The organism is Azospirillum sp. A1-3, from assembly GCF_023806445.1.
GTDB lineage: Bacteria > Pseudomonadota > Alphaproteobacteria > Azospirillales > Azospirillaceae > Azospirillum.
The window spans coordinates 834,995-861,970 of record NZ_JAMSLU010000001.1 but is presented as its reverse complement, the minus strand read 5'-3'; the positions used below and the strand labels follow the sequence as shown (position 1 = coordinate 861,970).

Here is a 26,976-nt window from a genome sequence, read left to right as displayed (position 1 = left end):
GCGGAAGCGGGGAGTGCGGCACCGGTCAGTGATGCGCCCCGGCGACGCCGCCGCGGCCGTCGGGCACGCCGATGCTGACATTCTGCATCATGCCCTGGTCCTCGTGGTCGAGGATGTGGCAGTGCAGCACATACTCGCCGATGAAGCGCTCGTAGCGGGTGCGGACGGTCACCTTGTAGACGCCCTTCGGCGGCTGGTCGGTGGTAAGCGCGCTGCTGTTGTCGCTCTTCACCCAGATGGTGTCCTTCCAAACCCCCTTCATGCCGGCGTAGTCGGGATCGCCCGAGCCGGGCTCGCTGACGTCACGCCCGTCGGGACCGATGATCGAGATGATCTCGAACGGGTTGACGTGGATGTGGAAAGGATGGCTGACGAAGTAGGAGGCCAGTTCCCACTGCTGGGCGGTGCCCAGAACCACCGGCCGGTTGACCACGCTCGGCTGATAGGCGGCGGCGCCCTTCGGACCATAGGTGCCGTCGGGATTCTCGACCACCTGGAAGCTGTTGGCGACTTGGAACAGCGGGTTGGTGCGCTTGCCCCCTTCCGGCGGCAGGTTGATGAAGAAGGTCAGTTCCTGCTTGGGCTGGTTCATCACCTCATGCTCGGTGATCGGCCGGTGGGCGGTGAACTTGGCAAAGCGCGGGCAATAGGGGGTGTCGACCATCGTCTTGGCCATGCAGCGGGCGGTCAGCCCATCGATGACCTCCTTGGCGACCGATGGCGCGTATTTCGTCGCGTTGACCGACAGTTGGCGGATGGTCTCCTTCACCGGGTCCTTGACCACGCGGTCACCCTTCACCCGGACGAAGCCGAGCACGCCGGTGGAGGAGGCGGTCTGGTCCGGGCTGGAATTGGCCGCCGACGGCTTGTTGACGACGCAGTAGATGCCGGGTTCGGGGAAGTTGACCAGCAGATCGTCACGATAGCCCGGCTGCATCGGCACGCTGGTGCGCACCTGCCCCTCTGCCATGGTCAGGCCGTCGGAGGCCGCCAGGATGTAGGGCACCGGCTGTCCGGTGCAGCGTTCCTTGGCGAAGCGGTCCTGGTCGGCGGCCGACAGGGTCTTTTCCCGCTGGAGGAAGTCGGTGACGTCCAGCTTGCGGAACTCCACCGTGATGGGGGAGCGGACGCCGCCATGGATAAGGCGCCAGCGTTCGGCCTGCCCGGTCTTGGCGTTGGCGAACATCGGGCGCACGCGGCCGTTGACGGTGGTGAAGCGCCCTGACTGTTCCCAGGTGCCCGGCCCGAACTGCTGGTAGGACACGACCTCGCCCACCTCGCCCGGTGCGCAGCTCCAGTCGATCGAACCGTCGGACTTGGTCTTCAGCTGGCCGTCCTTGGTGCAGGCGTAGGGGATCTGCTCGAACAGCAGGACCCGCTCGGTCATCGCCACGCCCTTGGGGCTTTTCAGCAGGGTGTCGAGGTCACCGTTGGCCTCCGGGGTCGGCGGACGGTCGCCGCGGATGATCAGCGCGCCGGCCATGCCGCTGCCGACCTGCAGAGCGGTCGAGCCGTGGCGGTGCGGGTGGTACCAGAAGGTGCCGGCCGGATGGTCGGCCGGGATGTTGTATTCATATTCGAAATCGACGCCGGGATTGATCGACACCAGCACATTGTCGCTGTTGCCGGTCGGGCTGACCCAGACACCGTGGCTGTGCAGGTTGGTGCCGTTGAAGCAGTGCGGCGTGTTGATGTCCGCCGCAGCCTGGTTGGCGCAGTTCGGATCGTCCGGCAGCTGGTTGTGCAGCTTGATGCGGACGGTGTCGCCCGGCGTCGCTTCGATGGTCGGCGCGACATAGGGATGGGCGGGGTCGACATTGGTGCCGCGATAGCTGCGCAGCCGCACCGCGTCCGGACGGCCCTGGGCCGGGTTGCGGATGTAGCCGTCGGTGAAGGAGACGAACAGGTCGTAATTGCGCGCCTGCCCGGCGTGCGGACGCGCGGTCGCCTGCGGCTGGCGCATCAGCAGCGAACCGACGCGGGGCGATTCGGAATTGGTCAGGACCGGCGGATTGCCGACCGCCTCGCCGGCCGTATCCGGATTGTCCTTCGCCGCCGCCGCGGTTGCCGCCATGGCGGACGGCGCCGCCCCCAGCGAGAGGGGCAGCAGCAGGCCGATCAAATATGCATGCCTCATGAAATGCTCCATCCGAAAAGACTTATGGGAGCAGATATGATTCCTGATAATTGATCTTTTCAACGGTTATACACGTAGATCCCTATGGCGGGGCCTCTGCCTTGGCGGGGTGGCCGAGGGCGGTGAATGGAACGTTTGAACCGCTGTGAACCGTTTTCCGGGCGGCGTTCCATCGTTGCATCCGTTTACCGGCGGCGGGTAAAGGCACCCTGCCCGCCCCGCCGTTCCAGCGCCGAGCCGAGGTTGGGGAAGGCATCGTCGGGGTTGTAGGTCCAGGGATAGACGCCCTTCGGCCCCTCGGCTTCCGGCCGGGCGAGAATCGCCGCGATCTCCGCCGGGTTGGGCGGCGTGCGCTCGCGCAGCGCGCCGGGGGCGGAGTCGTCGTCGAATGGCTCGGCCGTGTCGGCGGAGTCGTCGTCGAATGGCTCGGCCGTGTCGGCGGGGTCGGCCGAAGCGGCCGGGGGTGCAGGCTGAGGATCGGCGGGCGGGAGGTCCGCAGCGGTGGCGGCGGGTGCGGGGGCGGCTGCGCTCTCCCTGCCCTCAATCCCTCTGCCGTCCTTGCCGGGCTGGGCGTCGAAATCCTTGAACAGGCCGAGCCGCTCGGCCAGCCAGCGCACGGTGGAGGGATCGCCGGCGGAGACCAGCCGTTCGATCTGCTCCGTCACCTGGGCGCGCAGCGAGGCCAGCCGGAGGTCCGATTCGCGGTTGAGCGCCTGCCTCTCCCACCAGACGCGATGGCGGAACGCCTTCGACCCGTAATAGGCTCGCCACAGCGTGGTGCGGCTGCAGCCCATGGCGCGGGCGACCTGCATGAAGGAGGCCCCGCGCGCCAGCATGCCGGCGGCCATGATCCACTGTTCCTCGTGGAAGCGCGAGCCGGGGACGAGGGAGCCTTCGGGCGGGACCGGCGGCTCTTCGGCCCAGAGCGGGAAGCTGTCGGTGGGGCGGCTGGTGGGGGGCAGGCAATCGGGCATGGGGCGTCTCCGGGATCGGGTGGGTGGACGCTCCTATTTCAACCGGAAAAGAAGAGAATTTATAGGATAAAAATCATATTTATGTTGCGGCCCCGGTCCTGAAGGGCAGGAGCCGATCATCGCCAGCCGAACGGGTCCGCGCCGCATCCGGGGGCTCGGGTCGGACCATTGGCAAACAAACGGACGCCAAGGCCACGGAAGATCGACCGCAACGCCCTTCAAGTGGACAGAGCAAATTTGGAAGGATTTTCCTTCGGAGACAACGGCCTCCATACATTCGAATATATTCTTCAAACGATTGAAAATACTCATGCAGGAGTATTCGCAATATATGAATACGACTGCACTAAATTACATTCCGTGACAATCTACACATCTCCACACGACTCTTTTTGAATCATATATTTTATTGAATGCGCCTCGTTGCGGAGCGAATGTGTCTTTGCACAGGGCGAAACGCTTCTTGTGCGGTGTATTAATATCAATGATAGAGACCTGGAGTATAGAAATGCGTTCTTCTTTCAAGGCCGCCATGATCGGCACCGTTCTGTCCATCGCTGCTTTCGCGGCCGGCGCCGCCCATGCCGACACCGTGGTCGTCACCTCCAACTCCACCGTCGCTTCGCCGTCGCAGTCCATGTCGTCCAGCATGCTCTGGGCGCAGAACCCGACCACCCCCAACCTGACGGTCCAGGTGGCCGGCAAGACCTGCACGCTGGTCAGCTCGGCGCAGGCCATCGGTGCGACCGGCTGCAACTACTCCCTGAACGTCGGCCCGGACGGCACGATCACCGGCGCGCTGATCGCCGGCAACCCGGGCTGCACGCCGACCGCCCAGGTCGCCAGCAGCTGCAAGTGATGCGGCAAGCGTCGGCGGCATAGTTTAGCGCCATAGCCGCCCACGACAGTCCGGCAAACACCCTCATCCTCGCGGTCATTACCGAACCGATGTGGACAGGGGTGCTTGCCGGATTTTTGCGTTTGTGAGGCGGGGTGAGGCCCGTACCGCTTCGGCATCGGAGATGGCCGGGAGTGGCCACAGGAGACGCGACTGCCGCCATCGCCTTTCACTCCTCCGACCACCATCCGTAGAATTGGGACGGTTGCGGGAGATTGGCTATGGGCACCCAACGCAAACCGTTGGAGCATCGCAGCGAGAAGAAGGTCGGCACCATCCGCGTCAGCCGCGACAGCGTGGTGCGGCTGCAGCCCATGGCGCGGGCGACCTGCTGGAACGAGGCCCCGCGCGCCAGTATGCCGGCGGCCATGACCCATTGTTCCTCATGGAAACGCGAACCGGGGACAAGGGAGCCCTCGGGCGGCACCGGCGGCCCAGAGCGGGAAGCTGTCGGCGGGGCGGCTGGTGGGGGGCAGGCTATCGGGCGTCTCCGGGAGACGGTGGGTGGACGCTCCTATTTCAACAAGAGCTAAAAGAATTTCTTAGGGTAAAAATCATATTTTTGACAAGCCGGTAAACTTTGAGTCGGACGAGATCCAGATCAAAGACATACTGCAATGCTGCACACTGATTTGAGGGGATGCCGAACCTCGATCCTGCAAACACCTCCGCCCTTGGGTTCATTGCCGATCTGATGCGAAAGGTGAACGCTTGGCCGGATCGTCCGCATAGGGATTAAAATGCGGAAAGCCACTGAAAATCATACGCTTAGGGCAGCGTAGTGCGGGCTTTTCCGCCAATGGCCCAGGGTGCGGCAACCTCGGACTTCTGCCAAGCGCGGGAGCCCCTTGCGGGTTGATGCGGATAAAATCTTATTTCTATCAATCATAACGGGCCATTACGGGCCGTTATCAGCCATGCACGGAATTTGGAAGGACAGGCTCAAGCTCGTTCCATTTCCAGTCGTCCATGCCAGTTCCGCGTCGACCTGTTGAGCAAGCATCTCGATCAAGCGAATACCCGAATTCCGTGTCCGCTGCGCTGGAAGACCAACCCCGTCGTCTGCCAATCTCATGTGAATTTTCTCGGGACAAGACGCGTCCAATTCCAGCATAATTTCTCCAATTCCCTCTGGGAATGCATGCTTTGTGCTGTTCGTGATGAACTCATTGGCGATTAGCCCCAGCGAAACAGCAGTGTTATGATCTACACATACCTCAGAGATACAAAATTGAATCGTTATCATTCCTCCAACTCCATGAATATTGACTGCATTTGTACAGAGGTCCCGTAAATACCCACCCAAGTCCACCGTGGAAACTTGATTGGCTTCATAGAGACGTGCATGAACGAGACGAAGCGCTTCAATCCGCCCGTGCATTTCATCAATGATCCGAAAGGTCTCTTCGCTCTTTGCCTGACTACCTTCAAGAACAAGAAGGCTGGATATGGATTGAAGATCATTCTTTACGCGATGCTGAAGTTCACGCATTGACATTATTCGATGCTCTTCTGCCCGCCTTAGAAGAGAATTGGTACTTTGCATTGTATTATAGACATTTGAGAGTTCCTCAAAATCATTTGGCGGCGGCGGCGGCAGCCCCTCTCCCGGAGTTCGCATCGCTTCCGCCACCTGAACCAATTCGGTAATCGACCGGGAAAGGCGACGAGCGTAACGCAACACCAGCAGCGAGGCACCGCCGAGCGCCAGAGCGCTGGCAATGATCGCAACCCACATCGAATGGCGCCGTGGCACCTCGAACAGGGAATCCGGTGCAGCGAACGCAACAGCCCAGTCCGCGATCGTGGAACGTGAAAAGACGAGTGACAGCGGCTCCCCTTCCAAGGCCGGTCCGTTCGCATGTCCGGAAGACGCCGTTACGATGGCTTCCTGCACCCACTCAGGGGCCGGCTTTCCGACTGACTCCGTGGCTGCCCGTGTGCGGGCGACGACGACACCGTTCTGATCGATGATCCCAGCGACCCAGCCATCGGGTATCATCTGATTTTGCAGGAGAGTTTCCCATTTCGACGCGGTGACCACAGCAACGAGAGCGTAACGCTTGCCGTCTCTTGCTTGAGCAGGGACAAGAACCGCAGCGACATGTGCACCCGCAATTGGCCCGTACAACAGACGAGATATCTGCGGTCGGCCGGTATCAATGGCCCTGGTAATCTCCGAAGTGATATCAGCTGCCTTCATCGACGTTCCGTACGGAAATGCAGTACTGAAAACCACGCTTCCATCGGCGTTTCGAAGTGTTACATGGGACCAATAGGGGTGTTTATCTTTGATGGCCTGAGCAATCTGGTAAAGCCGCTCCGGATCTCCATCAACCGCCATCGCTGCTGCAAGCCCCTCCAACGCAGACGTGGTGATGAGCAACTGCTGATCGAGAGCGGTGGCGATGGCTTTCACGGTTAGAGACATCTCCGCTTCGGCGAACTTCCGTTGAGCGGTCATGCTCCAGACCACCAAACCCACAGCAATCAGAGCCATCGCGGCCAACGCGGTAACCACGATGCGGAGCAGGTAGCGGCTGATATTGTGTCGGGCTGATTTGGTCGGGAAAAATCCTGTTAAGTCCGTGTCAATCAAGGTTCGGACCTCCGTTATATGACTTTGAGAGGTGGCGCAGGAATTCTCGACTGCACAGCCCGTCACATATTAATATTTCCAGAAATAAAATTAGGTAAATAACGCATTACGCCGCAGTCAGCTTCCGAGATTGGCTTTTATAACCCTCCACCGGTACGGGCGCTGAATATCGCTGAATTTCCTCAAGGTCGCAGTTCCGGCGATGCAACCCGATTGGCCGGAACAGTTGTTCAGCCAAAATATTTAGTTTGCAATGGAAGGTTTTTCAGGAAAACAGCATCTCAACCAATCCGTCCGTCATCGGCACGCCATCGACCACCCGGGTTTGCTCACCGCCCCAACTCCCTCATAGCCCCGTCCAGCCCCTCCAGCGTCAGTGGGAACATGCGCCCGTCCATCAGGCGCTGGAGCAGGCGGGTGCTTTCCGTGTAGTCCCAGTATTGCGGCGGGGTCGGGTTCAGCCAAACCGCCTTGTTGTAGACCGACAGCAGACGCTGCATCCAGACCTGACCGGCTTCCTCGTTCCAGTGCTCGACGCTGCCGCCGGGATAGACGATCTCGTAAGGGCTCATGGCGGCGTCGCCGACGAAGACCAGCTTGTAGTCGGCGGGATAGGTGCGCAGGACGTCCCAGGTGGACAGGCGCTCGGTGTGGCGGCGGGCGTTGTCGCGCCAGACGCCCTCGTAGACGCAGTTGTGGAAGTAGAAGTGCTCCAGGTGTTTAAATTCGCTGCGCGCGGCGGAGAACAGTTCCTCCACGAGGCGGATGTGGTCGTCCATCGACCCGCCGATGTCGAGGAACAGCAGCACCTTGATCGTGTTGTGCCGCTCCGGAACCATCTTCAGGTCCAGCCAGCCGGCGTTGTTGGCGGTGGCGCGGATGGTGCCGGGCAGGTCGAGTTCGCTGGCCGCACCGCTGCGGGCGAACTTGCGCAGGCGGCGCAGGGCCACCTTGATGTTGCGGGTGCCGATCTCCACCCGGTCGTCGAGATTCCTGAACTCGCGGCGGTCCCATACCTTGACGGCGCGGCGGTGGCGGCTCTCGTGCTGGCCGATGCGCACGCCCTCCGGATTGTAGCCGTAGGCGCCGAAGGGCGAGGTGCCGGCGGTGCCGATCCATTTCGATCCGCCCTGGTGCCGGCCCTTCTGCTCGGCCAAGCGCTGGGCCAGGGTTTCCATCAGCTTGTCCCAGCCGCCGAGCGCCTCGACTTGCGCCTTCTCCTCGTCGGTCAGGTAGCGTTCTGCCAGCTTGCGCAGCCAGTCCTCCGGCAGGTCGGTGACGGGGACCTCCTCGCCGGCCGGGGTCTCGTCGGTCAGGCCCTTGAAGGTGGCGCCGAAGATGCGGTCGAAGCGGTCGAGGTTGCGTTCGTCCTTAACCAAGCATGCACGACTGAGATAATAGAAGTCCTCGACGCGGAAGGACGCGGTGCCCTGCTTCATGGCTTCCATGAGCGTCAGGTACTCCGTCAGCGAGACGGGGACGCCGGCCTTGCGCAGATCGAAGAAGAAAGACGTGAACATGGGCGCGGTCCTTCGCTTCTGGGTTCCCCAGGGGCGGAGAATACTGCAATGCCCCAGCCGAGAGAACAGCATGAGCCTGCCAAACGCCTCCCTTTCCGGCGCTCCCCTCCTCGATTTCGCGCGGGCGCTGGATTTCGCCGCGCACAAGCACATCGACCAGCGCCGCAAGGGCGTGCGGGCCGAACCCTACGTCAACCACCTGTCGGAAGTGGCCCTGCTGGTGGCGCAGGCGACGGAGGGCAAGGACCATGTCGTGGTGATCGCGGCGCTGCTGCACGACACGCTGGAGGACACCGACGCCAGCTATGAGGAGATCGAGGAGCTGTTCGGCGTCGAGGTGGTGCAGGTCGTCGCCGAGACCACCGACGACAAGCGCATGTCGAAGGCCGAGCGCAAGCAGCACCAGATCGACGCCGCCCCCCATGCCTCGACGCGGGCGAAACTGGTGAAGCTGGCCGACAAGGTGTCGAACCTGCGCTCCATGGCGCACAGCCCGCCCGCCGACTGGCCGCTGTCGCGCAAGGTCGAGTATTTCGAATGGGCCTATGCGGTGGTCGCGGGTCTGCGCGGCGTCGATGCCCGGCTGGAGGCTCTGTTCGACCGCGCCTATCACGACGGGCTGGCGGAACTGCGCGGGCAGACGGCTTGAGGAAATGAGGGGGTAGGACGGATCGGAGGGAGCGGAATCGGGGCCGGATTGATTTCGCGCAATGCGGCTTCATGACGGAAGCCTTATGGAGAAGGGAATGCCGCCCGTGCCGCTGACGGCCGAGGAAACACGCGCCGAGGAAACTCGCAATGTCCCTTCCGCAAGAAGATTCCACCCTCACCCGTCGCCCCGCCCCCGCGGCCAAACCGGCCGCCTCTTCCCACGCCGAGCCGCATGAGGAACCGGGACGCCATTGGTTCGTCAACCGGCCCAAGGTTTATGCCGCCGACGTGAAGGGCCGGTTCCGGCAGATCAAATGGGCGGCACTGATCGTCCTGCTGGCGATCTACTACATCACGCCGTGGATCCGCTGGGAACGCGGGCCGGGGATTCCGGATCAGGCGGTGCTGATCGACATGGTCGGGCGCCGCGCCTACTTCCTGTGGATCGAGATCTGGCCGCAGGAGGTCTATTACCTGACCGGCCTCTTGATCCTGGGCGCCTTCGGCATCTTCTTCGCCACCACGCTGGCCGGGCGCATCTGGTGCGGCTATGCCTGCCCGCAGACGGTGTGGACCGACCTGTTCATGTGGGTGGAGCGCAAGATCGAAGGGCCGCGCACCGCCCGAATCCGCCTGGACAAGGCGCCGATGACCGGTGCGAAGTTCGCCCGCAAGACGGCCAAGCATGCGGCGTGGGTCGGCATCTCGCTGCTGACCGGCGGGGCGTGGGTGTTCTATTTCAACGACGCGCCGACGCTGATGAGCGACCTGCTGCACGGCAACATCACCAGCGGCGTCGCCACCTTCATCGCGCTGTTCACCTTCACCACCTATTTCTTCGCCGGCTGGGCGCGCGAGCAGATCTGCATCTATGTCTGCCCGTGGCGCAGCTTCCAGTCGGCGATGGTGGACGAGGACACCTTCCTGGTCACCTATGAGGACTGGCGCGGCGAAGGCCGCGGGCCGCTGCGCAAGTCGCAGAGCTGGGAGGAACGTCAGGCGGCGGGGCTGGGCGACTGCATCGACTGCAAGCAGTGCGTCCATGTCTGCCCGACCGGCACCGACATCCGCGAAGGCCAGCAGATCTCCTGCATCGGCTGCGGCCTGTGCGTCGATGCCTGCAACGACGTGATGCGGCAGATCGGCCGGCCGATCGACCTCGTGCGCTTCGACACCCAGTCCAACCAGATCGCCAAGATCGACGGCAAGCCGGAGCGGGTGAAGCTGGTCCGGCCGCGCACGGTGATCTACTCGCTGATCATGCTGGTGGTGCTGTGCGCCATGGGCATCGCGCTGATGCTGCGGCCGACGCTGGACGTCAGCGTGCTGCGCGACCGGGCGCCGTTGTTCGTGACGCTGTCCGACGGGTCGGTGCAGAACGCCTACACCATCAAGGTGCTGAACAAGACGCACATCGCCCGCAGCTATCTGGTGACGTTCGACGGGTTGCGCGACGCGCATCTGTCGGTGGCCGGCGACGAAGCCGCCGGCAGCGGCAGCAGCCTGACGCTGAAGGCCGATGCCGACACGGTGGCGACCTACCGGGTGTTCGTGAAGGTGCCGGCGTCGGCGGTGAAGTCGGGCTCGACCGGCGTGGCGGTGATCGCCAAGGACCAGACGAGCGGCGAAGTCGGCAAGCACGCCAGCGTGTTCATGGCGCCTTGAGCGCTGGAACTCTTCAGGAGCCTTCCCCTCTCCCCCCGGGGAGAGGGTTACCGCTCCGAGTGGGAGGTTCTACGCCCCCGTCACCTTGGTCCTGGTCCGCTTCACCGTCGCCGGGGGCGGGGCGTCGCCGGTGGGGTCGTCCAGGGCGCTCAGCAGGCGTTCCTTGATCTTCGCCAGCTTGCCTTCATGCGTCACCTTCAGGCCGAAGACGTCCTTCACATAGAAGACGTCGATCGCCTTCTCGCCGAAGGTGGAGACCTTGGCCGAACTGATCTGCAGGGTCAGGTTCGACAGGGCACGGGTCAGGTCGTAGAGCAGGCCGGGACGGTCGCGGCCGTTGACCTCGATCACCGTATGGGTGGTGGAGGCGTTGTTGTCGATCAGCACGCGCGGCGGCACATGGAAGACGCGCGTGCGGCTGGCCTGGGTGGTGCGGCGGGTCGACAGGTCGTTCAGCGGCTTCAACTGGCCCGACAGCACCTTCTCGATCATCACCGACAGCCGGGCGAGCTTGTCGCCGCTCTCGAACGCACCGCCGGCAGCGGCGTCCTGGACCGAGAAGACGTCGAGCGCCATGCCGTTGGTCATGGTGAAGATGCGGGCGTCGACGATGTCGGCGCCGCAGGCGGCCAGCGCCCCGGCAAGGCGGGAGAACAGGCCGCTGTGGTCGGTGGCGTAGATCGTCACCTCCGTCACCGCCCGGCCGCGATCGACGCGGGTCTCCACCGTCAGCGGGCGCTGCTCCCGCTCCGCTTCGCGGACGAGGCGGGCCTGATGGGCCAGGGTGTCGGTGTCGAAGGCGAGCCAGTAGCCGGGATAGCCGAGGCTCTTGTGACGCTCGAACGCCTCGTCGTCGAAGTCGGTCAGTTCGGCGCGGAGCGCAGCCTGTGCCGACTGGATGCGCCGGCCGCGCCCCTCCACCGTCATGCCGCCGGACATCAGCTCTTCGGAGCGGTTGTAGAGTTCGCGGAGAAGCGTGGCCTTCCAGTTGTTCCAGCGCTGGGGACCGACGGCGCGGATATCGGCGACGGTCAGCACCAGCAGCAGGCGCAGGCGTTCCGGCGACTGGACCAGCGCCACGAAGTCGCGGACGGTCTTGTCATCCTCCAGATCGCGCTTGAAGGCGGTGTGCGACATGGCGAGGTGCCAGCGCACCAGCCACGCCACGGTTTCCGTCTCCTCCGCTGTCAGGCCGAGACGCGGGCAGAGCTTTTCCGCCACGCGGGCGCCGAGCACCGAATGGTCGCCGCCGCGGCCCTTGGCGATGTCGTGCAGCAGCACGGCGACGTAGAGCGCGCGCTTCGAGACGACTTTGTGGATCACCTCGGTGGACAGCGGCAGCTCGTCGGCATGCTCGTGCGAGGCAATCTTGTGCAGGATGCCGAGCGCGAACAGCGTGTGCTCGTCCACCGTGTAGACATGGTACATGTCATACTGCATCTGCGCGACCACCCGGCCGAAGTCGGGGATGAAGCGGGCCATCACCCCGGCCTCGTTCATGCGGCGCAGCGTGATTTCCGGGTCCTTGGGGCCGGTCAGGATGTCGAGGAAGAGGCGGTTGGCCTCCGGATCGTTGCGCAGCTTGGGACCGATGGCGGTCAGCGAGCGGGTGATGGAGCGCAGCGCCGCCGGGTGGATGTCGATGTCGTTCATCTGCGCGGTGTGGAACAGGCGGATCATGTCGATCGGCTGTTCCTTGAACTGCTTGTCGCTGCGGGCGTTCAGCCGCTCGCCATCGACGATGAAGCCGTCCACGTCCTTGCGCCGGGCGACGGAGGCCAGACGCAGCAGGTTGAACTTGGGCGGGCGCTTCGACTCGGCTTCCAGCGCGGCGCAGAAGATGCGCGTCAGGTCGCCGACATCCTTGGCGACCAGGAAGTAATGCTTCATGAAGCGTTCGACGCCCTTGGTGCCGGCATGGTCGGTGTAGCCCATGGCGGCGCCGATGCTGGTCTGGACGTCGAAGGTCAGGCGGTCTTCCAGCCGGCCGGTCAGGTAATGCAGGTGGCAGCGCGCGGTCCACAGGAAGTTCTGCGCCTTGGCGAAGCGCTGCGCCTCCTCCGGCGTCAGCACCTTCTTGCCGACAAGCTCGTCGACGCCCTCGACGCGGTAGAGATACTTGGCGATCCAGAACAGGGTCTGGAGATCGCGCAAGCCGCCCTTGCCGTCCTTCAGGTTGGGTTCCAGCACATAGCGGCTGTCGCCCATCTTCTGGTGGCGGGCGTCGCGTTCCGCCAGCTTGGCCTCGACGAATTCGGGGCCGGTGCCGGCGACCACCTCCTTGTCGTAGCGCTTGCGCAGCTCGGCGAACAGCTTGCCGGGGCCCCAGAGATAGCGCGATTCCAGGATCGCGGTGCGGATGGTGACGTCGGCCTTGGACTGGCGGATGCAGTCGTCGACGCTGCGCACGGCATGGCCGACCTTCAGCCCGAGATCCCACAGGATGTAGAGCATGTATTCGACCACCTGCTCCACCCGCGGCGTGCGCTTGTAGGGCAGCAGGAACAGCAGGTCGATGTCGGAAAACGGCGCCAGCTCGCCGCGGCCATAGCCGCCGGTGGCCGCCACGTCGAACACCTCGCCGGAGGTCGGGTTGGCGGTGGGGAAGATGAAGCGGACGGTGAAGTCGGCCAGCGTGCCGACCAGCCGGTCGGCGAGGTAGCAGTTTTCCCGCACGCACTGCTCGCCCGATCCGCCGGCGTCGAAACGTTGCCGAACCTCCGCCCGACCGTCGGCCAGCGCCTTGCGCAGGCAGGCGATCAGCGCCGGGCGCAGCTTGTCGCCGGTGCCGTGTTCTGCGACCAGATCCTCCAGTTCCCCCGCCAGCTTGCGGCGGGAGATGATGGCGCGCTTGTTCGGAATGGCGGGCGCGGGCGATTCTGGCGGGGTCGGCGCCTTGGAGCGGGACAGCATCGGTCGGAAAGAACCTCGGCTTCTGGGGCGGCTTCTGGGGCGGCTTCAACAGCGGCGTTCAGGCGATCCGGACCGGCCGCAACGGTCGCACTATAGCGGTAAAGCCTTCAGGTAGCACGCCCGCACTGGAAAACCAGTGCGCCGGGCGGTGCTTGTGCCTGCGGTTGTGACGGCCGTCACAGCGGTACCCGTGTTGCGGGGCCAGACTGGTCCCATACGGAGCGTATTGCGGGAGATGGGCCATGACCGGCCGGACGATCACGAAACGCGCGGCGGGAGAGCCTACCTTGAAGGGGCGGCGGGAGCTGGCGGCGCTGAACGACGCGCTGACGCTGGCCGAACGCGGGCTGGGGCGGCAGACCACGGCGGCGCTGATGGCGCGGCTTCTGCGGGTCGCGGCGATGTTCCCGCGGTCGGTGGACGACACGCTGATGTGGCAGGTGACCGACCTCGTCACCGGCGACGATGTGTCGGACACGGTGAAGCTGTCGCTGATCCGCATGGGATGGGCGTCGATCGTCCAGGCGCAGTACCGGGTGCACGGGCTGCGGATGGTGGAGCGGCGCGGGGTGGAGCGGGCGCAGGCGGCTTGAGTTGCTAGCACGTTTTGCCCCCCTCGCGCGTTTTGCCCCCTCCCCATCCCTCCCCCGCCTTTGGCGGTGGAGGGGGTAGTACGCTTGCGGAGCCGATGTAGAGGACAGCGGCAGTTCCCTCTCCCGCGATCGGACCGGCCTTCGGCCGGCCGAGACCGGGGGAGGGTTAGGGAGGGGGCAAGTGCAGCGCTTCTATCTCACCCCTCCCGCACACTCACATGCACGTTCACCCCACCCTCGCGCTCCAGCAGCGCGGCGGCCTGAGCCTCCTGGTCCGGCGTGTCGATGCGCACCCACAGGATGACGCCGCCGGCTTCCAGCGCGCGGGTGAACTCGTCGGGCTTGGGGTGGCTGGTCAGTTCGTCCAGATAGTCCTTGATGGCGGCACCGCCGACGCCGGCCGCGACGAGAGCCGCCAGCGCCGCCTCGATCGGGCCGCCGACGATGGCGATCAGACCGGCGGTGGTCAGGGGAAAGGCGTATTTCAGCTCGCCCACCAGACCGGTCAGCGCCTCGTCCCGGGGTTTGCCCTTCGGATCGGCAGCGTCCAGCGAGGCGTGGCTGGCGAGGACCGACAGGTCGGCGCGGTCGAAGCCGGCCGCCAGCAGCGCCTCCACCGCACGGTCGAAGCCGGCGCGGGTGGAGAAGAGGGCAACGACCTCCCGCACCTCGGCAGGTACGGTTTCCTCGGTCATTTGCGTCATGATGGCCGTCTCCCTATTTTTCAGGTTGCCCCATTGTAGCGACCGGCGGTGCGCGCCCGTCAACCGCAACAGGGACGGACCCCGAGTCGTTCGTGCGCGTCTGATTGTCCCATGCTCGGCCAAGCGGCCTATCCCGCGGCCGCATATCCCGTGATAGGGTGCGCGCCTGATAAAACACCCACCCAAGGCCCCGTGGTTCCCGTGTCCGACACCGCAGAAATCGTCATCCCGCCCGACGCCACGCCGATGATGGCGCAGTATCTGGAGATCAAGCAGGCGCATCCCGATTGCCTGCTGTTCTACCGGATGGGCGACTTCTACGAGATGTTCTTCGAGGATGCGGTGAATGCCGCGGCGGCGCTGGACATCGCGCTGACCAAGCGCGGCCAGCATCTGGGCGAAGACATCCCGATGTGCGGCGTGCCGGTGCACAGCCACGAGAATTACCTGCAGCGCCTGATCCGCCAGGGCTTCCGCGTCGCCATCTGCGAACAGATGGAAGACCCGGCGGAGGCGAAGAAGCGCGGGTCGAAATCGGTGGTGAAGCGCGGCGTCATCCGCATCGTCACCCCCGGCACCCTGACCGAGGACAGCCTGCTCGACGCCCGCTCCTCCAACTGGCTGGCGGCGGTGGCGGAGACGGCGGGCGGGCTGGGGCTGGCCTGGCTGGAGATGTCGACCGGCGAGCTGGTGGTGCAGCCGGTGGAGCGGACGGGACTTGGCGCTGCACTCGGGCGGCTCGATCCGCAGGAAGTGCTGATTTCGGAGAAGCTGAGCCAGACGCCGGAGCTGTTCGAGCTGTGGGGCGAATGGAAGTCGCGGCTGACCGTGCAGCCCAACCCGCGATTCGACAGCGAGAACGGCAAGCAGCGCCTGTTGAGCCAGTACGGAGTCGGCACGCTCGACGCCTTCGGTAATTTCAGCCGGGCGGAGGTCGCGGCGGCCGGCGCGCTGGTGGGGTATGTCGAGCTGACGCAGAAGGGGCGCGTGCCCCGGCTGTCGCCGCCGCGCCGGCTGGGGCCGGGCGCGGTGATGGAGATCGACGCCTCCACCGCCCGCAATCTTGAACTGACGCGAACGCTGAGCGGGGAGCGGCGCGGCAGCCTGCTCGCCACCATCGACCGCACGGTGACCGGGGCCGGCGCCCGGCTGCTCTGCGCCCATCTGGCGGCGCCGCTGACCGATCCGGCCGCCATCGGCCGCCGGCTGGACATGGTGGAGTTTGCGCTGGCCGAGGAGCGGCTGCGCGTGGAGCTGCGCGGCGCCTTGCGGAGCTGTCCGGATTTGGAGCGGGCGCTGTCGCGGCTGACGCTGGGGCGCGGAGGACCACGCGATCTGGCGGCGATCCGCGACGGGCTGCGGCAGGCCGGGCTGATCCGCGAACTGCTGGCAGGATCCATGCCGCTGCCGGACGGACTTGCGGCGCTGGACAAGCGGCTGGGCGCGCATTCGGAACTGGTCGACCAGCTGAGCCAGGCGCTGGCGCCGGAGCTGCCGCTGCTGGCGCGCGACGGGGGCTTCATCGCCCGCGACTACAGCTATGCACTGGACGAGCTGGTGACGCTGCGCGACGAGAGCCGGCGGCTGATCGCGGGGTTGCAGACGAAATACGCCGAGATCGCCGGGGTGCCGTCGCTGAAGGTCAAGCACAACAACGTGCTGGGCTATCACATCGAGGTCACCGCCGCCCATGCCGACAAGCTGATATCGGACCGGGCCCGCGAGGTCTTCATGCACCGGCAGACCATGGCGAACGCGGTGCGATTCGGCACGGTGGAGCTGTCGGATCTGGAACGGCGGATTTCCGAGGCGGCCGACCGGGCGCTGGCGGTGGAGCTGGAACTGTTCGGCGGGCTGGTGGAGGCAGTGGCGGCGAAGGCCGACGCCATCGCCCAGGCGGCCCACGCTCTGGCGGCGCTGGACGTCGCCACCTCGCTGGCAGAATTGGCGGAAGAACGGCGCTACAGCCGGCCGCTGGTGGATGACAGCCTGGGCTTCACCATCAAGGGCGGGCGGCATCCGGTGGTGGAGGCGGTGCTGGACGCCGGCCACGCCGGGCCGTTCGTGGCGAACGACTGCGATCTGGCGCCGGACAACCGGCTTTGGCTGCTGACCGGCCCGAACATGGCCGGTAAGTCGACCTTCCTGCGGCAGAACGCGCTGATCGCGGTGCTGGCGCAGATGGGCAGCTTCGTGCCGGCGGAACAGGCGCATATCGGGGTGGTGGACCGGCTGTACAGCCGTGTGGGGGCGGCCGACGATCTGGCGCGCGGACGCTCCACCTTCATGGTGGAGATGGTGGAGACGGCGGCGATCCTGAACCAGTCGGGATCTCGGGCGCTGGTGATCCTCGATGAGATCGGGCGCGGCACGGCGACCTTCGACGGGCTGTCGATCGCCTGGGCCTGTGTGGAGCATCTGCACGACGTGAACCGCTGCCGGGCGCTGTTCGCCACGCATTATCATGAATTGACGATGCTGGCCTCGAAGCTGCCGGCGCTGTCCTGCCACACCATGCGGATCAAGGAATGGCAGGGCGACGTGGTGTTCCTGCACGAGGTGACGGCGGGGGCGGCGGATCGCAGTTACGGCATCCACGTCGCCAAGCTGGCCGGCCTGCCGCCGGCGGTGGTCGGCCGAGCCGACGAGGTGCTGAAGCTGCTGGAGTCGGGCGACCAGAACGCGACGATCCACCGGCTGGCGGAGGATCTGCCGCTGTTCAGCGCGGCGCTGAAGCGGCCAGCGGCGAAGGTGGAGGCGGAGGTGGCGCCGGCCGGGCCTTCGGTCGTCGAGGAGGCGCTTGCGGGGATCGATCCGGACAGTTTGACGCCCCGGCAGGCGTTGGAGGAGCTGTATCGGTTGCGGGGGATGCTGAAGGGGTGAGGTTTTTTTGGGGAGCAGGTTCGTCGAATGCCCCCTACCCATCCCTCCCCCGCCTTCGGCGGTGGAGGGGGTTGGACACTTGGCGGCGTGGGTTATCCGCGAAGCAGCAGCAGTCCCCTCTCCCGCGGAACGCGGGGGAGGGTTAGGGAGGGGGCAATCGCCTCATCTCCCGCCGCACTTCACTGCCCCTGCACCAGCTCCCCATGGCGCTCGCAGCCGGCTTCGGCCAGTTCCACGAAGCGCTCGGTCACCTGATCCGGCTGCGTCACCTTCGTCGGGTCCTCGCCCGGAAACGCCTGGGTGCGCAGCTTGCTCGCCACCACGCCGGGGTCGATCAGGTTGACGCGCAGGGTCGAGCCGGCGACCTCCATCGCGTAGGTCTTCACGATCATCTCCAGCGCCGCCTTGCTGGCGCCGTAAGGCATCCAGTAATGGTGCGGCGCCTTGGCCGCGGCCGAGGTGACGAAGATGGCGCGGCCGGTGCCGGACGCGCGCAGCAGCGGGTCCATCGAACGGATCAGGCGGAAATTCGCCGTCACGTTCAGGTCCATCACCCGCGCCCACAGCTTCGGATCATACTGGGCGACCGGGCCGAGCGCCTCCAGGGCACCGGCATTGCCGACGACGATGTCCAGCTTGCCGAAACGCTGGTAGAGCGCGTGGCCGAGCTGGTCGATCTTGTCGTAGTCACGGAGATCCATCGGCACCAGGGTCGCCGACTGGCCGGAGATCTTCTGGATGGCGTCGTCGGTCTCCTCCAGCCCGCCGACGGTGCGGGCGACCAGGACCAGATGGGCGCCTTCGGCGGCGAAGCGCTTGGCGACGGCGGCGCCGATGCCGCGCGATGCACCGGTGACGAGGGCGATGCGGCCGGAGAGACGGGACATGGGGACGACTCGTTTCCTGGGTTTTGTTCGTTCACATATGAAAAACCCTCTCCCAGGACGGGAGAGGGTTCAGGGTCAGGCGCGGACGGGGACGTTCGCCTCCGCCGGCGGGCTTTCCAGCGCGTCGGTCAGCGGGATCGGATAGTCGCCGGTGAAGCAGGCGTCGCAATAGCCCAGATTGGCCGGGTCACGCTTCTGCTCGCCCATGGCGCGGTACAGGCCGTCGAGCGAGATGAAGGCGAGGCTGTCGGCCTGGATGAACTCGCGCATCTGTTCCACCGTCATGCGGTGAGCCAGCAGCTTGCCCTGCTCCGGCGTGTCGATGCCGTAGAAGCAGGGGTGCGAGGTCGGCGGGCTGGAGATGCGCATGTGCACTTCGGCGGCACCGGCGGCGCGGACCATCTCGACAATCTTCTTCGAGGTGGTGCCGCGGACGATGCTGTCGTCGACCAGCACGACGCGCTTGCCCTCGATCATCGCGCGGTTGGCGTTGTGCTTCAGCTTCACGCCGAGATGGCGGATCTGGTCGGTCGGCTCGATGAAGGTGCGGCCGACATAATGGTTGCGGATGATGCCGAGGTCGAAGGGCACGCCGGCTTCCTGGGCATAGCCCAGCGCCGCAGGCACGCCGCTGTCGGGGACCGGCACGATCACGTCGGCGGGCACGCCGGCCTCGCGGGCCAGTTCACGGCCGATGCGCTGGCGGGCCTGATAGACGGAGGTGCCCTCCATCACGCTGTCGGGACGGGCGAAGTAGATGTATTCGAAGATGCACAGACGGCGCTGCTGCGGCTGGAACGGGCGCAGGCTGTGGACGCCGCTGCCGTCGATGACGATCATTTCGCCCGGCTCGACATCGCGGACATATTCGGCGCCGACGATGTCGAAGGCGCAGGTCTCGCTGGCCAGCAGATGGGTGTCGCCCAGCCGGCCCAGCACCAGCGGACGGACGCCCAGCGCGTCACGCACGCCGATCACTTCCTTGGAGGTCAGCGCCACCAGGGAGAAGGCGCCCTCGACCTGCCGGACCGCCTCGATCAGGCGATCAACCGGCGAACCGCCGCGGGCGGTGGCCATCAGGTGGACGATGACCTCGGTGTCGGTGGAGGACTGGAACAGGCAGCCGCGGCGGACAAGTTGGCGGCGCAGCGCCTGGGCGTTGGTCAGGTTGCCGTTGTGGGCCAGCGCGAAGCCGCCGAACTCGAAATCGGCGTAGAGCGGCTGGACGTTGCGGATCGAGGTGTCGCCGGTGGTGGCGTAGCGCACATGGCCGATGGCGCTGCCGCCCTTCAGCTTGGCGATGATCGCCTCGGAGCTGAAATGGTCGCCGACAAGGCCCAGCGTGTGCTGGAGATGGAAGCGCCCGCCGTCGAAGCTGACGATGCCCGCCGCCTCCTGCCCGCGGTGCTGCAGGGCGTGCAGGCCCAGCGCCGTGATGGCGCCCGCCTGCGGGTTGCCGTAGATGCCGAACACGCCGCACTCTTCGCGCAGCTTGTCGTCGTCGAACGGATGCGTCGTCAGCATCACCAGAAGTCCTTCGTCCAAGAGGCGCCCTGGGGCGCGTCAGCACATGCAACGAAAAAACGGTCCACAAACGTCGATAGCGCCGAAACCGAGCGGTCAAGCTCAGCGGGCGTTGTTCTGCATCAGCCTTTCAAGGTCAGCGCGGTCGCGGTCCTTATAACCGGTATCGGGCGCCTGCGCACCCCCGGTCTTCGCGGGGCTGGGCACCGGTGTCGACAGGCGGTCGAGCGCCTGCTTGGCCTCCATCGCCTGACGCGCACGGTCGCGCGCCATGTCCATCTGGCCGAGCCCTTCCTTGCGCAGGTTCTCCGGCACGAAGGCATAGAGGGTCTCGGCGCCGGCGGCCAGGAAGGGACGGGTCTTCGCCTGCTGCAGCCACACCGGCTGTTCGGCCGGATTGGGCACCAGCCAGAGGAAGAACAGGTAGGCGATGGAAACCAGGATGCCACCCTTCACCAGCCCGAAGGCGAAGCCCAGCGTGCGGTCCAGCGCCGACAGCGCGGACGCCTGGACCCCGCGCGACAGGCTGCGGCCCAGCAGCGACAGCACGATCAGCGCAACGATGAAAACGCCCACCGCCGAGGCGGCGTAGGCCAGCATCTCGAAGCGGATGTAGATCTGCGCGTAGGGAAGGACATGGGGCAGCGCGTAGAGCGTAATGATCGCGGCGCCGGCCCAGGCGGCGACCGACACCACCTCGGCCACCAGACCCCGGCTGAAGGCCAGAAGCGCGGCCAGAAGCACGACGGCGATGACGACGATGTCGACCGGATTGACGGGAAGATTATCCATGTCCCTGTGCCGATTGCCTGTACCGATTGATGAGTTACCGATTGATGACGGAAGTGCGGTCAGATGTATTCGTCGTCGCGCCAGCGGCGCGTGTCATTGTCGTCGTGAGGGCGCCGTGACGGCGGCCGGCCGGAGGAGCCCTGCGGCTGGAACAGCGGCATCAGCTCGCCCAACTGCTGGAGTTCGACCGTCTTCAAACCGTTGTCGCCACGGCTGCCTTTCTTGCCGGTGCGCCGTGCCGGGAAGATGGCCGACGAGAAACCGAGCTTCGCCGCCTCCTTCAGGCGCGTGTCGCTCTGGCCGACGGCGCGGACCTCGCCAGACAGGCCGATCTCGCCGAACACCACGGCGTCAGCCGGCACCGGCTCCCCGGTCAGCGACGACACCAGTGCGGCGGCGACCGCGAGGTCGGCGGCAGGTTCGGTGATGCGCAGGCCGCCGGCGACGTTCAGATAGACGTCGTTGGCGCCGATCTGCACGCCGCAGCGCGCCTCCAGCACCGCCAGGACCATGGCGAGACGGGCCGAGTCCCAGCCGACCACCGCGCGGCGCGGCGTGCCGAGCGGCGACGGGGCGACCAGGGCCTGCACCTCCACCAGGACGGGGCGGGTGCCCTCCATCCCGGCGAAAACGGCGGCGCCGGACACGTCGCCGCGGCGTTCGGCGAGGAACAGGGCCGAGGGGTTGGCGACCTCGCCGAGGCCGGCGTCGCCCATCTCGAACACGCCGATCTCGTCGGTCGGGCCGAAGCGGTTCTTCACCGCGCGCAGGATGCGGAACTGGTGGCCGCGCTCGCCTTCGAAATAGAGGACGGTGTCCACCATGTGCTCCAGCACGCGGGGACCGGCGATCATGCCTTCCTTGGTGACATGGCCGACGAGAAGCAGGACGACTCCGCGCCGCTTGGCGACGCGGATCAGCTCCTGCGCGCTGGCGCGGACCTGGGCGACGGTGCCGGGGGCGCTGTCCAGATTGTCCATATACATGGTCTGGATCGAATCGATGACGATCACCTCCGGACCCTTGACGTCGTCGAGCGAGGCGACGATGTCGCGCACGCTGGTGGCCGACGCCAGATCGACGGGGGCGGTGGCGCAGCCAAGGCGCTGGGCGCGCAGGCGGACCTGATCGACCGCCTCCTCGCCCGAGACATAGGCGCAACGGTGATCCTGCGACAGCCGGGCCATCGCCTGGAGCAGAAGAGTCGATTTGCCGATGCCGGGGTCGCCGCCGATCAGGATGGCCGAGCCGGGGACCAGCCCGCCGCCGCAGACGCGGTCGAACTCGGCGATGCCGGTCATACGGCGCGGCGGCGCCTCGCTGGAGCCATGCAGGCCGACGAAGTCGATGCGGCGGCCGCGGGCAGTACCCAGCCCCTTGGGCGCGCTGTCGGGCGCCGCCTCCTCGACAAGGCTGTTCCATTCGCCGCAGGCGTCGCACTTGCCTGCCCATTTCGGGAAGGAGGCGCCGCAGGCCTGACAGACATATCGGGTGGTGGGCTTCGCCAAAGGTCTGGTAGTCCGATGGGGATAGGGCCCGCCACATATAGCAAGCCGTTCCGCCGAATCCTACGTTTGCAGGGGTGGAATGCAGGAGCTTTTTTCGGACGGGGGGCGTGATAGGTTGGTGGGCGGTTTTCCAGACCGACGAGACGATCGGAGGAAGTATTCCCTCTCCCCCCGGGGAGAGGGTTAGGGTGAGGGGGTCGCGCGGCGGCCCTTTCCCGAAAACCCTCCCTGTGCATCCCCCTCACCCCGACCCTCTCCCCGGGGGGGAGAGGGGGATAGAGTGAAAAGAGGAATTCAGTGACGGATGAAGGTCTGATGGACAGGGAAGGACGGCGGATCGTGCTGCACGGTCCGGAAGGGTTCGAGGCGGTGCGGAAGGCCTGCCGGCTGGCGGCCGAGACGCTGGACTACATCGCGCCCTTCGTGGTGCCGGGGGTCAGCACCGGGCGGCTCGACACGCTGATCGAGGAATTCCAGCGCGACCGCGGCGGCATTCCGGCGACGCTGGGCTATCAGGGCTATCCGGCCAGCAGCTGCATCTCGCCCAACCATGTCGTCAACCACGGCATCCCCAGCGACGACAAGAAGCTGGTCGAGGGCGACATCGTCAACATCGATGTCACCGTGATCCTCGACGGCTGGTACGGCGACAGCAGCCGCATGTATTTCGTCGGCGACAAGATCGGCGTGAAGGCGCGCAAGCTGGTTGACCTGACCTGGCGCTGCATGATGGCCGGCATCGCCCAGGCCAAGCCGGGCAACCATCTGGGCGACATCGGCCATGCCATCCAGACGATGGCGGAGGCGGCGCGCTGCTCCGTCGTGCGCGATTTCGGCGGGCACGGCATCGGGCAGGTCTTCCACGGCGCGCCCCATGTCGACCATTTCGGCAAGCCCGGCACCGGCGTGGAACTGCGCCCCGGCATGATCTTCACGGTGGAGCCGATGATCAACGCCGGCCGGCCGGAGGTGAAGATCCTGTCCGACGGCTGGACCACGGTCACCCGCGACCGCTCGCTGTCGGCACAGTTCGAGCACCAGATCGGCATCACCGAGGACGGCTGCGAGATCTTCACCCTCTCTCCCGCCGGCTTCACCCAACCTCCATATGGAAACGCCGCATGAGCGACGACGAGCTGGAGCCGTGGGAGGTGCTGGGCAGCCGCGAGCTGCTCGACGCCAGCCCGTACCTGAAGGTGCGGGCGGAGACGGTGCGGCTGCCGGACGGGCGGACGGTGGAGAATTTCTATCAGCTGGACCAGCCCGACTTTGCCTTGATGTATGTCGAGACCGAGGACCGCAAGGTCGTGATGCTGCGCACCTACAAGCACGGAGCGCGGCGCGTCAGCCTGACCTTCCCGGCCGGCGCCATCGACCCCGGCGAGGAACCGCTGGAGGCCGCCAGGCGCGAGCTGCTGGAAGAGACCGGTTATGCCGCCGACGACTGGACGGCGCTGGGCGGCTTCGTCGTCGGGGCCAATTCCAAGGGCAGCACCTGCCACATGTTCCACGCCAAGGGCGCCCGCAAGGTGGCGGAGCCCGACAATGGTGACCTGGAGGACATGCGGATCGAGCTGCACAGCGCACGCGAACTGATCGACGCGGCGGCGCGCGGCGATTACGCGGTGCTGCCGGTGATCGCCATGCTGGGGGCGATGCTGATGCCGGAGCTGCGCGAGGGGCTGGGCATGGCGGCGCGGAACGTACGATGACGGACGGCGCACTGACGGCCGAGCGGCTGATCGAGTTTCTGGGGCTGCAGCCGCATCCGGAAGGTGGCTGCTACGTCGAGACCTATCGCGCACCGGCGGATGGCGGGCGCGGGGCGGTGACGGCGATCTATTTCCTGCTGCGGGCGGGGGAGCGGTCGCACTGGCATACCGTGGATGCCGTGGAAATCTGGCTCTGGCACGGCGGGGCGCCGCTGGAGCTTTCGGTCTTCGAAGAGGGCGGGACGGTCGAGCGCCGCCGGCTGGGGATGGACATCGCGGGCGGCGAACGGCCGCAGGCGGTGGTGCCGGTCGGGGCGTGGCAGGCGGCGCAGAGCCTCGCCGACGGACCGGACGGCTGGTCGCTGGTGAGTTGCACCGTGGCGCCGGCCTTCGAGTTCGCCGGATTCAGGATGGCGCCGGACGGGTGGGAGCCTGAGGAGGCCCTGTGAGGGGCGGATGATCGCCCGCCCTCCCCCGGTGTTCGGACCGGGAGAGGGTTTGGCTCGCGGTTCAATGCTGTACGTCAGCCCTCCTCAAACGAATCCCTCATAGACCACCTCCGTCATCATCCCCGTCGTCATGTGCAGCAGGTTGTGGCAGTGCAGCGGCCAGCGGCCGGGGTTGTCGGCGTCGAAGGCGACGGTCACGCTGGCCATCATCGGCACCAGAACGGTGTCGCGCACCGCCCCCGCCACCGGCCGGCCGTCGATCGCCACCACCTGGAAATGGTGGCCGTGCAGGTGCATCGGATGCGCCATCATCGAGGCATTCTCGAAGGTCAACTCCACCCGCTGGCCCTGGCGGACCAGCAGCGGCCGGTGTTCGCCGAAGGTCCTGCCGTCCAGGCTCCAGACATAGGGCATCATCGAGCCGGTCAGCTGCATCCGCCGCGTCTGGTCGGCCGTCCGCGCCGCCAGCGGCGTCATCGCGACCAACTGGCGTTCTAGCGACAGGTCCAGCGCGTCGGTCTCCGCCTGCCCCGTCTCCGCGACCTTCTCCACCGCCGCGCCGGGGGTGGCGAGGATGATGCCGGTGCGCTGCACCGCCCCTTCGCGCAGAGCCAGGATCGGGAAGGCGCCGCCGTCGGCCGGCAAGGTCAGGCGGATGTCGAGCCGCTGCCCCATCGACAGGCCGAAACGGCTGCCCGCCGCCGGTTGCACCGGGTTGCCGTCGGCGGCGATCACCTGCCCGCTCAGCCGTCCGAGGTCGAGATGGAAGGCGGTGGAGGTGGCGCCGTTGATGACGCGCAGCCGCACCCGCCCGCCGCGCTCCACCCGCACCACCTGCGGATCGGCAAGGGTGCGGTCATTGGCGAGATAGGCGTCGTAATCGATGTCGTTCAGGTCCATCGCCATGCCGCCGGACATGCCGACCATGTCATGGCCGTTGGCCTGGGGCGTGGAGGCGTGCCCCATGGAGCCGTGATTCATCTGGCCGTGATTCATGGCGCCGTGGTTCATCTGACCCTGGCTCATCTGGCCATGATTCATGGCGCCGTGATCCATGGAGCCGTGGTTCATGGCCCCCTGCCCCATGCCGGCAGCACCATGCCCGCCATGCGCCATCCCGGCGGACGGCCCGCCCAGCGACGCCAGAATTTCGGCCGGGTCGCGGAAGGTGAAGTCGTGCAGCAGGATGACCACCTCCTGCTCGTCGGCGCGGAGATCCTCGTCGCTGCGGACCACCAGCGGGGCGGCCATCAGCCGTTGTTCCTGCATTCCGTGGTGGGAGTGCATCCAGTGGGTGCCGGTGCGCGGCGCGAAGTCGTAGCGAACCGTCAGGCCGTCGCGGATCGTCGGCCGGTTCACGTCGGCGACGCCGTCCTGGACATAGGGCGGGGTCTGGCCATGCCAGTGGATGATGGCGTCCTCCCCGGCCCTGTTGGTGAGATCCACCAGAAAGCGCCGGCCGGGATCGAGGATCAGCCCATGCGTGCCGTCGGGCTGGCGGATGCCGAACATGCTGGCGGCCTTGCCGTTCACCTCCAGGGTGCGGCGCTCTACGGTCAGGCGGACGGCATCGCCGGCAGTCGGGCCGGGAACGGGAGCGGCTGCCAGGACGGAGCGGGAAAAGGACGGCAGCAGGGCGGCACAGCCGCCGGCCACCGCCGTGGACAGCAGACGGCGGCGGGAAAGCGCGAGAGCCATGACGGACTCCGGATGATCTGGGGAAATGGGACGGATGACGGCGCCGCTCAGGACCCGCGGCGCAAGAGCATCATCCCAGACGGGGTGGCGGCAGATCGGGGCGCAGGCCCAGCCCCTCTCGCAACGGCCCGGCGGCCCAGCCCAAGCGCGGCCCAGCCGACCCGAGCGGCGACGCCAGCTCGGCACCCGGCAGCCCGACCGGCACGGCGGCGCAGGCCATCCCGCCGCAGCAGGGCTGCACCGCATGGTGCGGTCGGCCCGGCGCCTGCCGGCCATGGTCGATCCTGTTCGTATCCATCGCATGCGACGTGCCATGAGGCGCGACGGCAGCCGGTGCGCCCGGACGCTCGTGCGGGCACGCGGCGGAGGCGGCTCCCGACCACAGCAGCAGGCCGAGCATCACGAGGACCATCGCCCCCGCGATACCACCCAGCCTCCGCATCCAGTCGGCGACGCGCATCGGCACCGCACCGCTCCCGCTTGTTGTCAGCCTTTTCACATAGGCTTGAGGGTCGAACCGGTCAACCACCTCCGACCGCAGGACAAGCCCTCTACCCATTCGGTGCTAGGCGTTATCCCGAGCATGGAACTGCAACACACCGCCCCTATATTGGCGGTCACCCGAAACCAGCCCGAACCCTTCCAGATGTCCGCCTCCACCCGTCCGGCCAATTTCCCGCACACCGCGCCCCGCCAGTTGCATTGCGCCTGCTGCGGCCGTCCCTTCGTCCGTCCGTCCACGCGGGGACCGGCGCCGCTCTATTGCTCGGTGGATTGCCAGAAGCAGATGCGGGTCCGCACGCGGGTGTGGAGCCAGCGCGACGACGCGCCCTTCGGCCTGCGCCGCGCCTCTTAGCCGTACCTTATTG

22 protein-coding genes are annotated in these 26,976 nt (G+C 66.3%); 9 read left to right on the top strand and 13 right to left on the bottom strand.

From position 1 onward, the window contains the following. Positions 1-25 precede the first annotated feature (25 nt). Together M5E06_RS04080 and M5E06_RS04075 are read right to left on the bottom strand one after the other, a co-directional pair. A complete protein-coding gene (locus M5E06_RS04080) occupies positions 26-2,137 on the bottom strand; it encodes a multicopper oxidase family protein (RefSeq protein ID WP_252137247.1) in 2,112 nt (703 codons plus the stop codon). Between the two features lie 185 nt (positions 2,138-2,322). Beyond that, positions 2,323-3,111 (bottom strand): hypothetical protein, encoded by a 789-nt coding sequence (locus M5E06_RS04075; RefSeq protein WP_252137246.1) that lies wholly within the window; start codon positions 3,109-3,111, stop codon positions 2,323-2,325. A 508-nt stretch (positions 3,112-3,619) separates the two neighbouring features. On the opposite strand from M5E06_RS04075, the gene M5E06_RS04070 reads away from it, so the two are divergent. Continuing rightward, entirely contained in the window at positions 3,620-3,970 is a 351-nt protein-coding gene (locus M5E06_RS04070) for a hypothetical protein (protein ID WP_252137245.1), read from the top strand. 208 nt (positions 3,971-4,178) lie between these two features. Here the strand turns inward: M5E06_RS04070 and M5E06_RS04065 are convergent, their stop codons facing one another. The 3 genes from M5E06_RS04065 to M5E06_RS04055 all read right to left on the bottom strand — a co-directional run bounded on the left by M5E06_RS04065 (position 4,179) and on the right by M5E06_RS04055 (position 8,128). Beyond that, on the bottom strand, positions 4,179-4,379 hold the full coding sequence (locus tag M5E06_RS04065) for a helix-turn-helix domain-containing protein (RefSeq protein ID WP_252137244.1): 201 nt from the start codon (positions 4,377-4,379) through the stop codon (positions 4,179-4,181). A 528-nt stretch (positions 4,380-4,907) separates the two neighbouring features. After that, positions 4,908-6,608 carry a sensor histidine kinase gene (locus M5E06_RS04060; protein WP_252137243.1) on the bottom strand — a complete coding sequence of 567 codons (1,701 nt, stop codon included), beginning with the start codon at positions 6,606-6,608 and terminating at the stop codon, positions 4,908-4,910. 329 nt (positions 6,609-6,937) lie between these two features. Then, positions 6,938-8,128, bottom strand: a complete 1,191-nt coding sequence (locus tag M5E06_RS04055; RefSeq protein ID WP_252137242.1) for a vWA domain-containing protein — start codon at positions 8,126-8,128, stop codon at positions 6,938-6,940. A 70-nt stretch (positions 8,129-8,198) separates the two neighbouring features. Between M5E06_RS04055 and M5E06_RS04050 the strand changes: the two genes are divergently transcribed. Both M5E06_RS04050 and ccoG read left to right on the top strand, forming a co-directional pair. Beyond that, positions 8,199-8,777, top strand: coding sequence for an HD domain-containing protein (locus M5E06_RS04050; RefSeq protein WP_252137241.1), 579 nt, complete (start codon positions 8,199-8,201; stop codon positions 8,775-8,777). Between the two features lie 149 nt (positions 8,778-8,926). Further along, positions 8,927-10,444 (top strand): cytochrome c oxidase accessory protein CcoG, encoded by a 1,518-nt coding sequence (gene ccoG / locus M5E06_RS04045; RefSeq protein WP_252137240.1) that lies wholly within the window; start codon positions 8,927-8,929, stop codon positions 10,442-10,444. A 69-nt stretch (positions 10,445-10,513) separates the two neighbouring features. Here the strand turns inward: ccoG and M5E06_RS04040 are convergent, their stop codons facing one another. Further along, positions 10,514-13,357 carry a [protein-PII] uridylyltransferase gene (locus M5E06_RS04040; protein ID WP_109151450.1) on the bottom strand — a complete coding sequence of 948 codons (2,844 nt, stop codon included), beginning with the start codon at positions 13,355-13,357 and terminating at the stop codon, positions 10,514-10,516. A gap of 242 nt (positions 13,358-13,599) precedes the next feature. Between M5E06_RS04040 and M5E06_RS04035 the strand changes: the two genes are divergently transcribed. Continuing rightward, positions 13,600-13,950: a hypothetical protein gene (locus tag M5E06_RS04035; RefSeq protein WP_109151451.1), complete on the top strand. Its 351-nt coding sequence runs from the start codon at positions 13,600-13,602 to the stop codon at positions 13,948-13,950. A 197-nt stretch (positions 13,951-14,147) separates the two neighbouring features. Here the strand turns inward: M5E06_RS04035 and M5E06_RS04030 are convergent, their stop codons facing one another. Further along, positions 14,148-14,654 (bottom strand): hypothetical protein, encoded by a 507-nt coding sequence (locus M5E06_RS04030; protein WP_109074473.1) that lies wholly within the window; start codon positions 14,652-14,654, stop codon positions 14,148-14,150. Positions 14,655-14,900: 246 nt separating this feature from the next. Here M5E06_RS04030 and mutS point away from each other — a divergent pair, with 246 nt between their 5' ends. After that, positions 14,901-17,537, top strand: a complete 2,637-nt coding sequence (gene mutS, locus M5E06_RS04025; RefSeq protein ID WP_252138511.1) for a DNA mismatch repair protein MutS — start codon at positions 14,901-14,903, stop codon at positions 17,535-17,537. Positions 17,538-17,716: 179 nt separating this feature from the next. Here the strand turns inward: mutS and M5E06_RS04020 are convergent, their stop codons facing one another. From M5E06_RS04020 to radA, 4 genes are all read right to left on the bottom strand, one after another. Then, complete coding sequence (locus M5E06_RS04020) at positions 17,717-18,424, bottom strand: SDR family NAD(P)-dependent oxidoreductase (protein WP_109151453.1); 708 nt, start codon at positions 18,422-18,424, stop codon at positions 17,717-17,719. 75 nt (positions 18,425-18,499) lie between these two features. Then, positions 18,500-19,948: an amidophosphoribosyltransferase gene (gene purF, locus M5E06_RS04015; protein WP_252137239.1), complete on the bottom strand. Its 1,449-nt coding sequence runs from the start codon at positions 19,946-19,948 to the stop codon at positions 18,500-18,502. Between the two features lie 102 nt (positions 19,949-20,050). After that, the gene (locus M5E06_RS04010; protein ID WP_109151455.1) at positions 20,051-20,740 is read right to left on the bottom strand and encodes a CvpA family protein; all 690 of its coding nucleotides are present in this window, start codon (positions 20,738-20,740) and stop codon (positions 20,051-20,053) included. Positions 20,741-20,799: 59 nt separating this feature from the next. Beyond that, a complete protein-coding gene (radA, locus tag M5E06_RS04005) occupies positions 20,800-22,248 on the bottom strand; it encodes a DNA repair protein RadA (protein ID WP_252137238.1) in 1,449 nt (482 codons plus the stop codon). Positions 22,249-22,563: 315 nt separating this feature from the next. Here radA and map point away from each other — a divergent pair, with 315 nt between their 5' ends. From map to M5E06_RS03990, 3 genes are read left to right on the top strand one after another with little or no spacing between them, the layout of a single operon-like run. After that, complete coding sequence (gene map, locus M5E06_RS04000) at positions 22,564-23,373, top strand: type I methionyl aminopeptidase (protein ID WP_252137237.1); 810 nt, start codon at positions 22,564-22,566, stop codon at positions 23,371-23,373. After that, a complete protein-coding gene (locus tag M5E06_RS03995) occupies positions 23,370-23,960 on the top strand; it encodes an NUDIX hydrolase (RefSeq protein WP_252137236.1) in 591 nt (196 codons plus the stop codon). Before map ends, M5E06_RS03995 begins: the two co-directional genes overlap by 4 nt. After that, complete coding sequence (locus tag M5E06_RS03990) at positions 23,957-24,409, top strand: cupin domain-containing protein (RefSeq protein WP_252137235.1); 453 nt, start codon at positions 23,957-23,959, stop codon at positions 24,407-24,409. Before M5E06_RS03995 ends, M5E06_RS03990 begins: the two co-directional genes overlap by 4 nt. An 84-nt stretch (positions 24,410-24,493) precedes the next feature. Here the strand turns inward: M5E06_RS03990 and M5E06_RS03985 are convergent, their stop codons facing one another. Then, positions 24,494-26,107 (bottom strand): multicopper oxidase family protein, encoded by a 1,614-nt coding sequence (locus M5E06_RS03985; RefSeq protein WP_252137234.1) that lies wholly within the window; start codon positions 26,105-26,107, stop codon positions 24,494-24,496. A gap of 70 nt (positions 26,108-26,177) precedes the next feature. Then, complete coding sequence (locus tag M5E06_RS03980; RefSeq protein ID WP_252137233.1) at positions 26,178-26,573, bottom strand: hypothetical protein; 396 nt, start codon at positions 26,571-26,573, stop codon at positions 26,178-26,180. Positions 26,574-26,690: 117 nt separating this feature from the next. Between M5E06_RS03980 and M5E06_RS03975 the strand changes: the two genes are divergently transcribed. Then, positions 26,691-26,963, top strand: a complete 273-nt coding sequence (locus M5E06_RS03975; protein ID WP_252137232.1) for a hypothetical protein — start codon at positions 26,691-26,693, stop codon at positions 26,961-26,963. The last annotated feature ends 13 nt before the right edge of the window (positions 26,964-26,976 follow it).

Excerpts from the sequence above, each read along its gene's own strand:
- M5E06_RS04065 (WP_252137244.1), bottom strand. The coding sequence starts at position 4,379 with ATGGCCGCCGGCATACTGGCGCGCGGGGCCTCGTTCCAGCAGGTCGCC.
- M5E06_RS04080 (WP_252137247.1), bottom strand. The coding sequence starts at position 2,137 with ATGAGGCATGCATATTTGATCGGCCTGCTGCTGCCCCTCTCGCTGGGG.
- M5E06_RS04035 (WP_109151451.1), top strand. The coding sequence starts at position 13,600 with ATGACCGGCCGGACGATCACGAAACGCGCGGCGGGAGAGCCTACCTTG.
- M5E06_RS04030 (WP_109074473.1), bottom strand. The coding sequence starts at position 14,654 with ATGACGCAAATGACCGAGGAAACCGTACCTGCCGAGGTGCGGGAGGTC.
- M5E06_RS03975 (WP_252137232.1), top strand. The coding sequence starts at position 26,691 with ATGGAACTGCAACACACCGCCCCTATATTGGCGGTCACCCGAAACCAG.
- M5E06_RS04075 (WP_252137246.1), bottom strand. The coding sequence starts at position 3,111 with ATGCCCGATTGCCTGCCCCCCACCAGCCGCCCCACCGACAGCTTCCCG.
- M5E06_RS04040 (WP_109151450.1), bottom strand. The coding sequence starts at position 13,357 with ATGCTGTCCCGCTCCAAGGCGCCGACCCCGCCAGAATCGCCCGCGCCC.
- M5E06_RS03995 (WP_252137236.1), top strand. The coding sequence starts at position 23,370 with ATGAGCGACGACGAGCTGGAGCCGTGGGAGGTGCTGGGCAGCCGCGAG.
- M5E06_RS04050 (WP_252137241.1), top strand. The coding sequence starts at position 8,199 with ATGAGCCTGCCAAACGCCTCCCTTTCCGGCGCTCCCCTCCTCGATTTC.
- M5E06_RS04010 (WP_109151455.1), bottom strand. The coding sequence starts at position 20,740 with ATGGATAATCTTCCCGTCAATCCGGTCGACATCGTCGTCATCGCCGTC.
- mutS (WP_252138511.1), top strand. The coding sequence starts at position 14,901 with ATGATGGCGCAGTATCTGGAGATCAAGCAGGCGCATCCCGATTGCCTG.
- M5E06_RS04055 (WP_252137242.1), bottom strand. The coding sequence starts at position 8,128 with ATGTTCACGTCTTTCTTCTTCGATCTGCGCAAGGCCGGCGTCCCCGTC.
- map (WP_252137237.1), top strand. The coding sequence starts at position 22,564 with ATGGACAGGGAAGGACGGCGGATCGTGCTGCACGGTCCGGAAGGGTTC.
- purF (WP_252137239.1), bottom strand. The coding sequence starts at position 19,948 with ATGCTGACGACGCATCCGTTCGACGACGACAAGCTGCGCGAAGAGTGC.
- M5E06_RS04020 (WP_109151453.1), bottom strand. The coding sequence starts at position 18,424 with ATGTCCCGTCTCTCCGGCCGCATCGCCCTCGTCACCGGTGCATCGCGC.
- M5E06_RS04070 (WP_252137245.1), top strand. The coding sequence starts at position 3,620 with ATGCGTTCTTCTTTCAAGGCCGCCATGATCGGCACCGTTCTGTCCATC.
- M5E06_RS03985 (WP_252137234.1), bottom strand. The coding sequence starts at position 26,107 with ATGGCTCTCGCGCTTTCCCGCCGCCGTCTGCTGTCCACGGCGGTGGCC.
- ccoG (WP_252137240.1), top strand. The coding sequence starts at position 8,927 with ATGTCCCTTCCGCAAGAAGATTCCACCCTCACCCGTCGCCCCGCCCCC.
- M5E06_RS03990 (WP_252137235.1), top strand. The coding sequence starts at position 23,957 with ATGACGGACGGCGCACTGACGGCCGAGCGGCTGATCGAGTTTCTGGGG.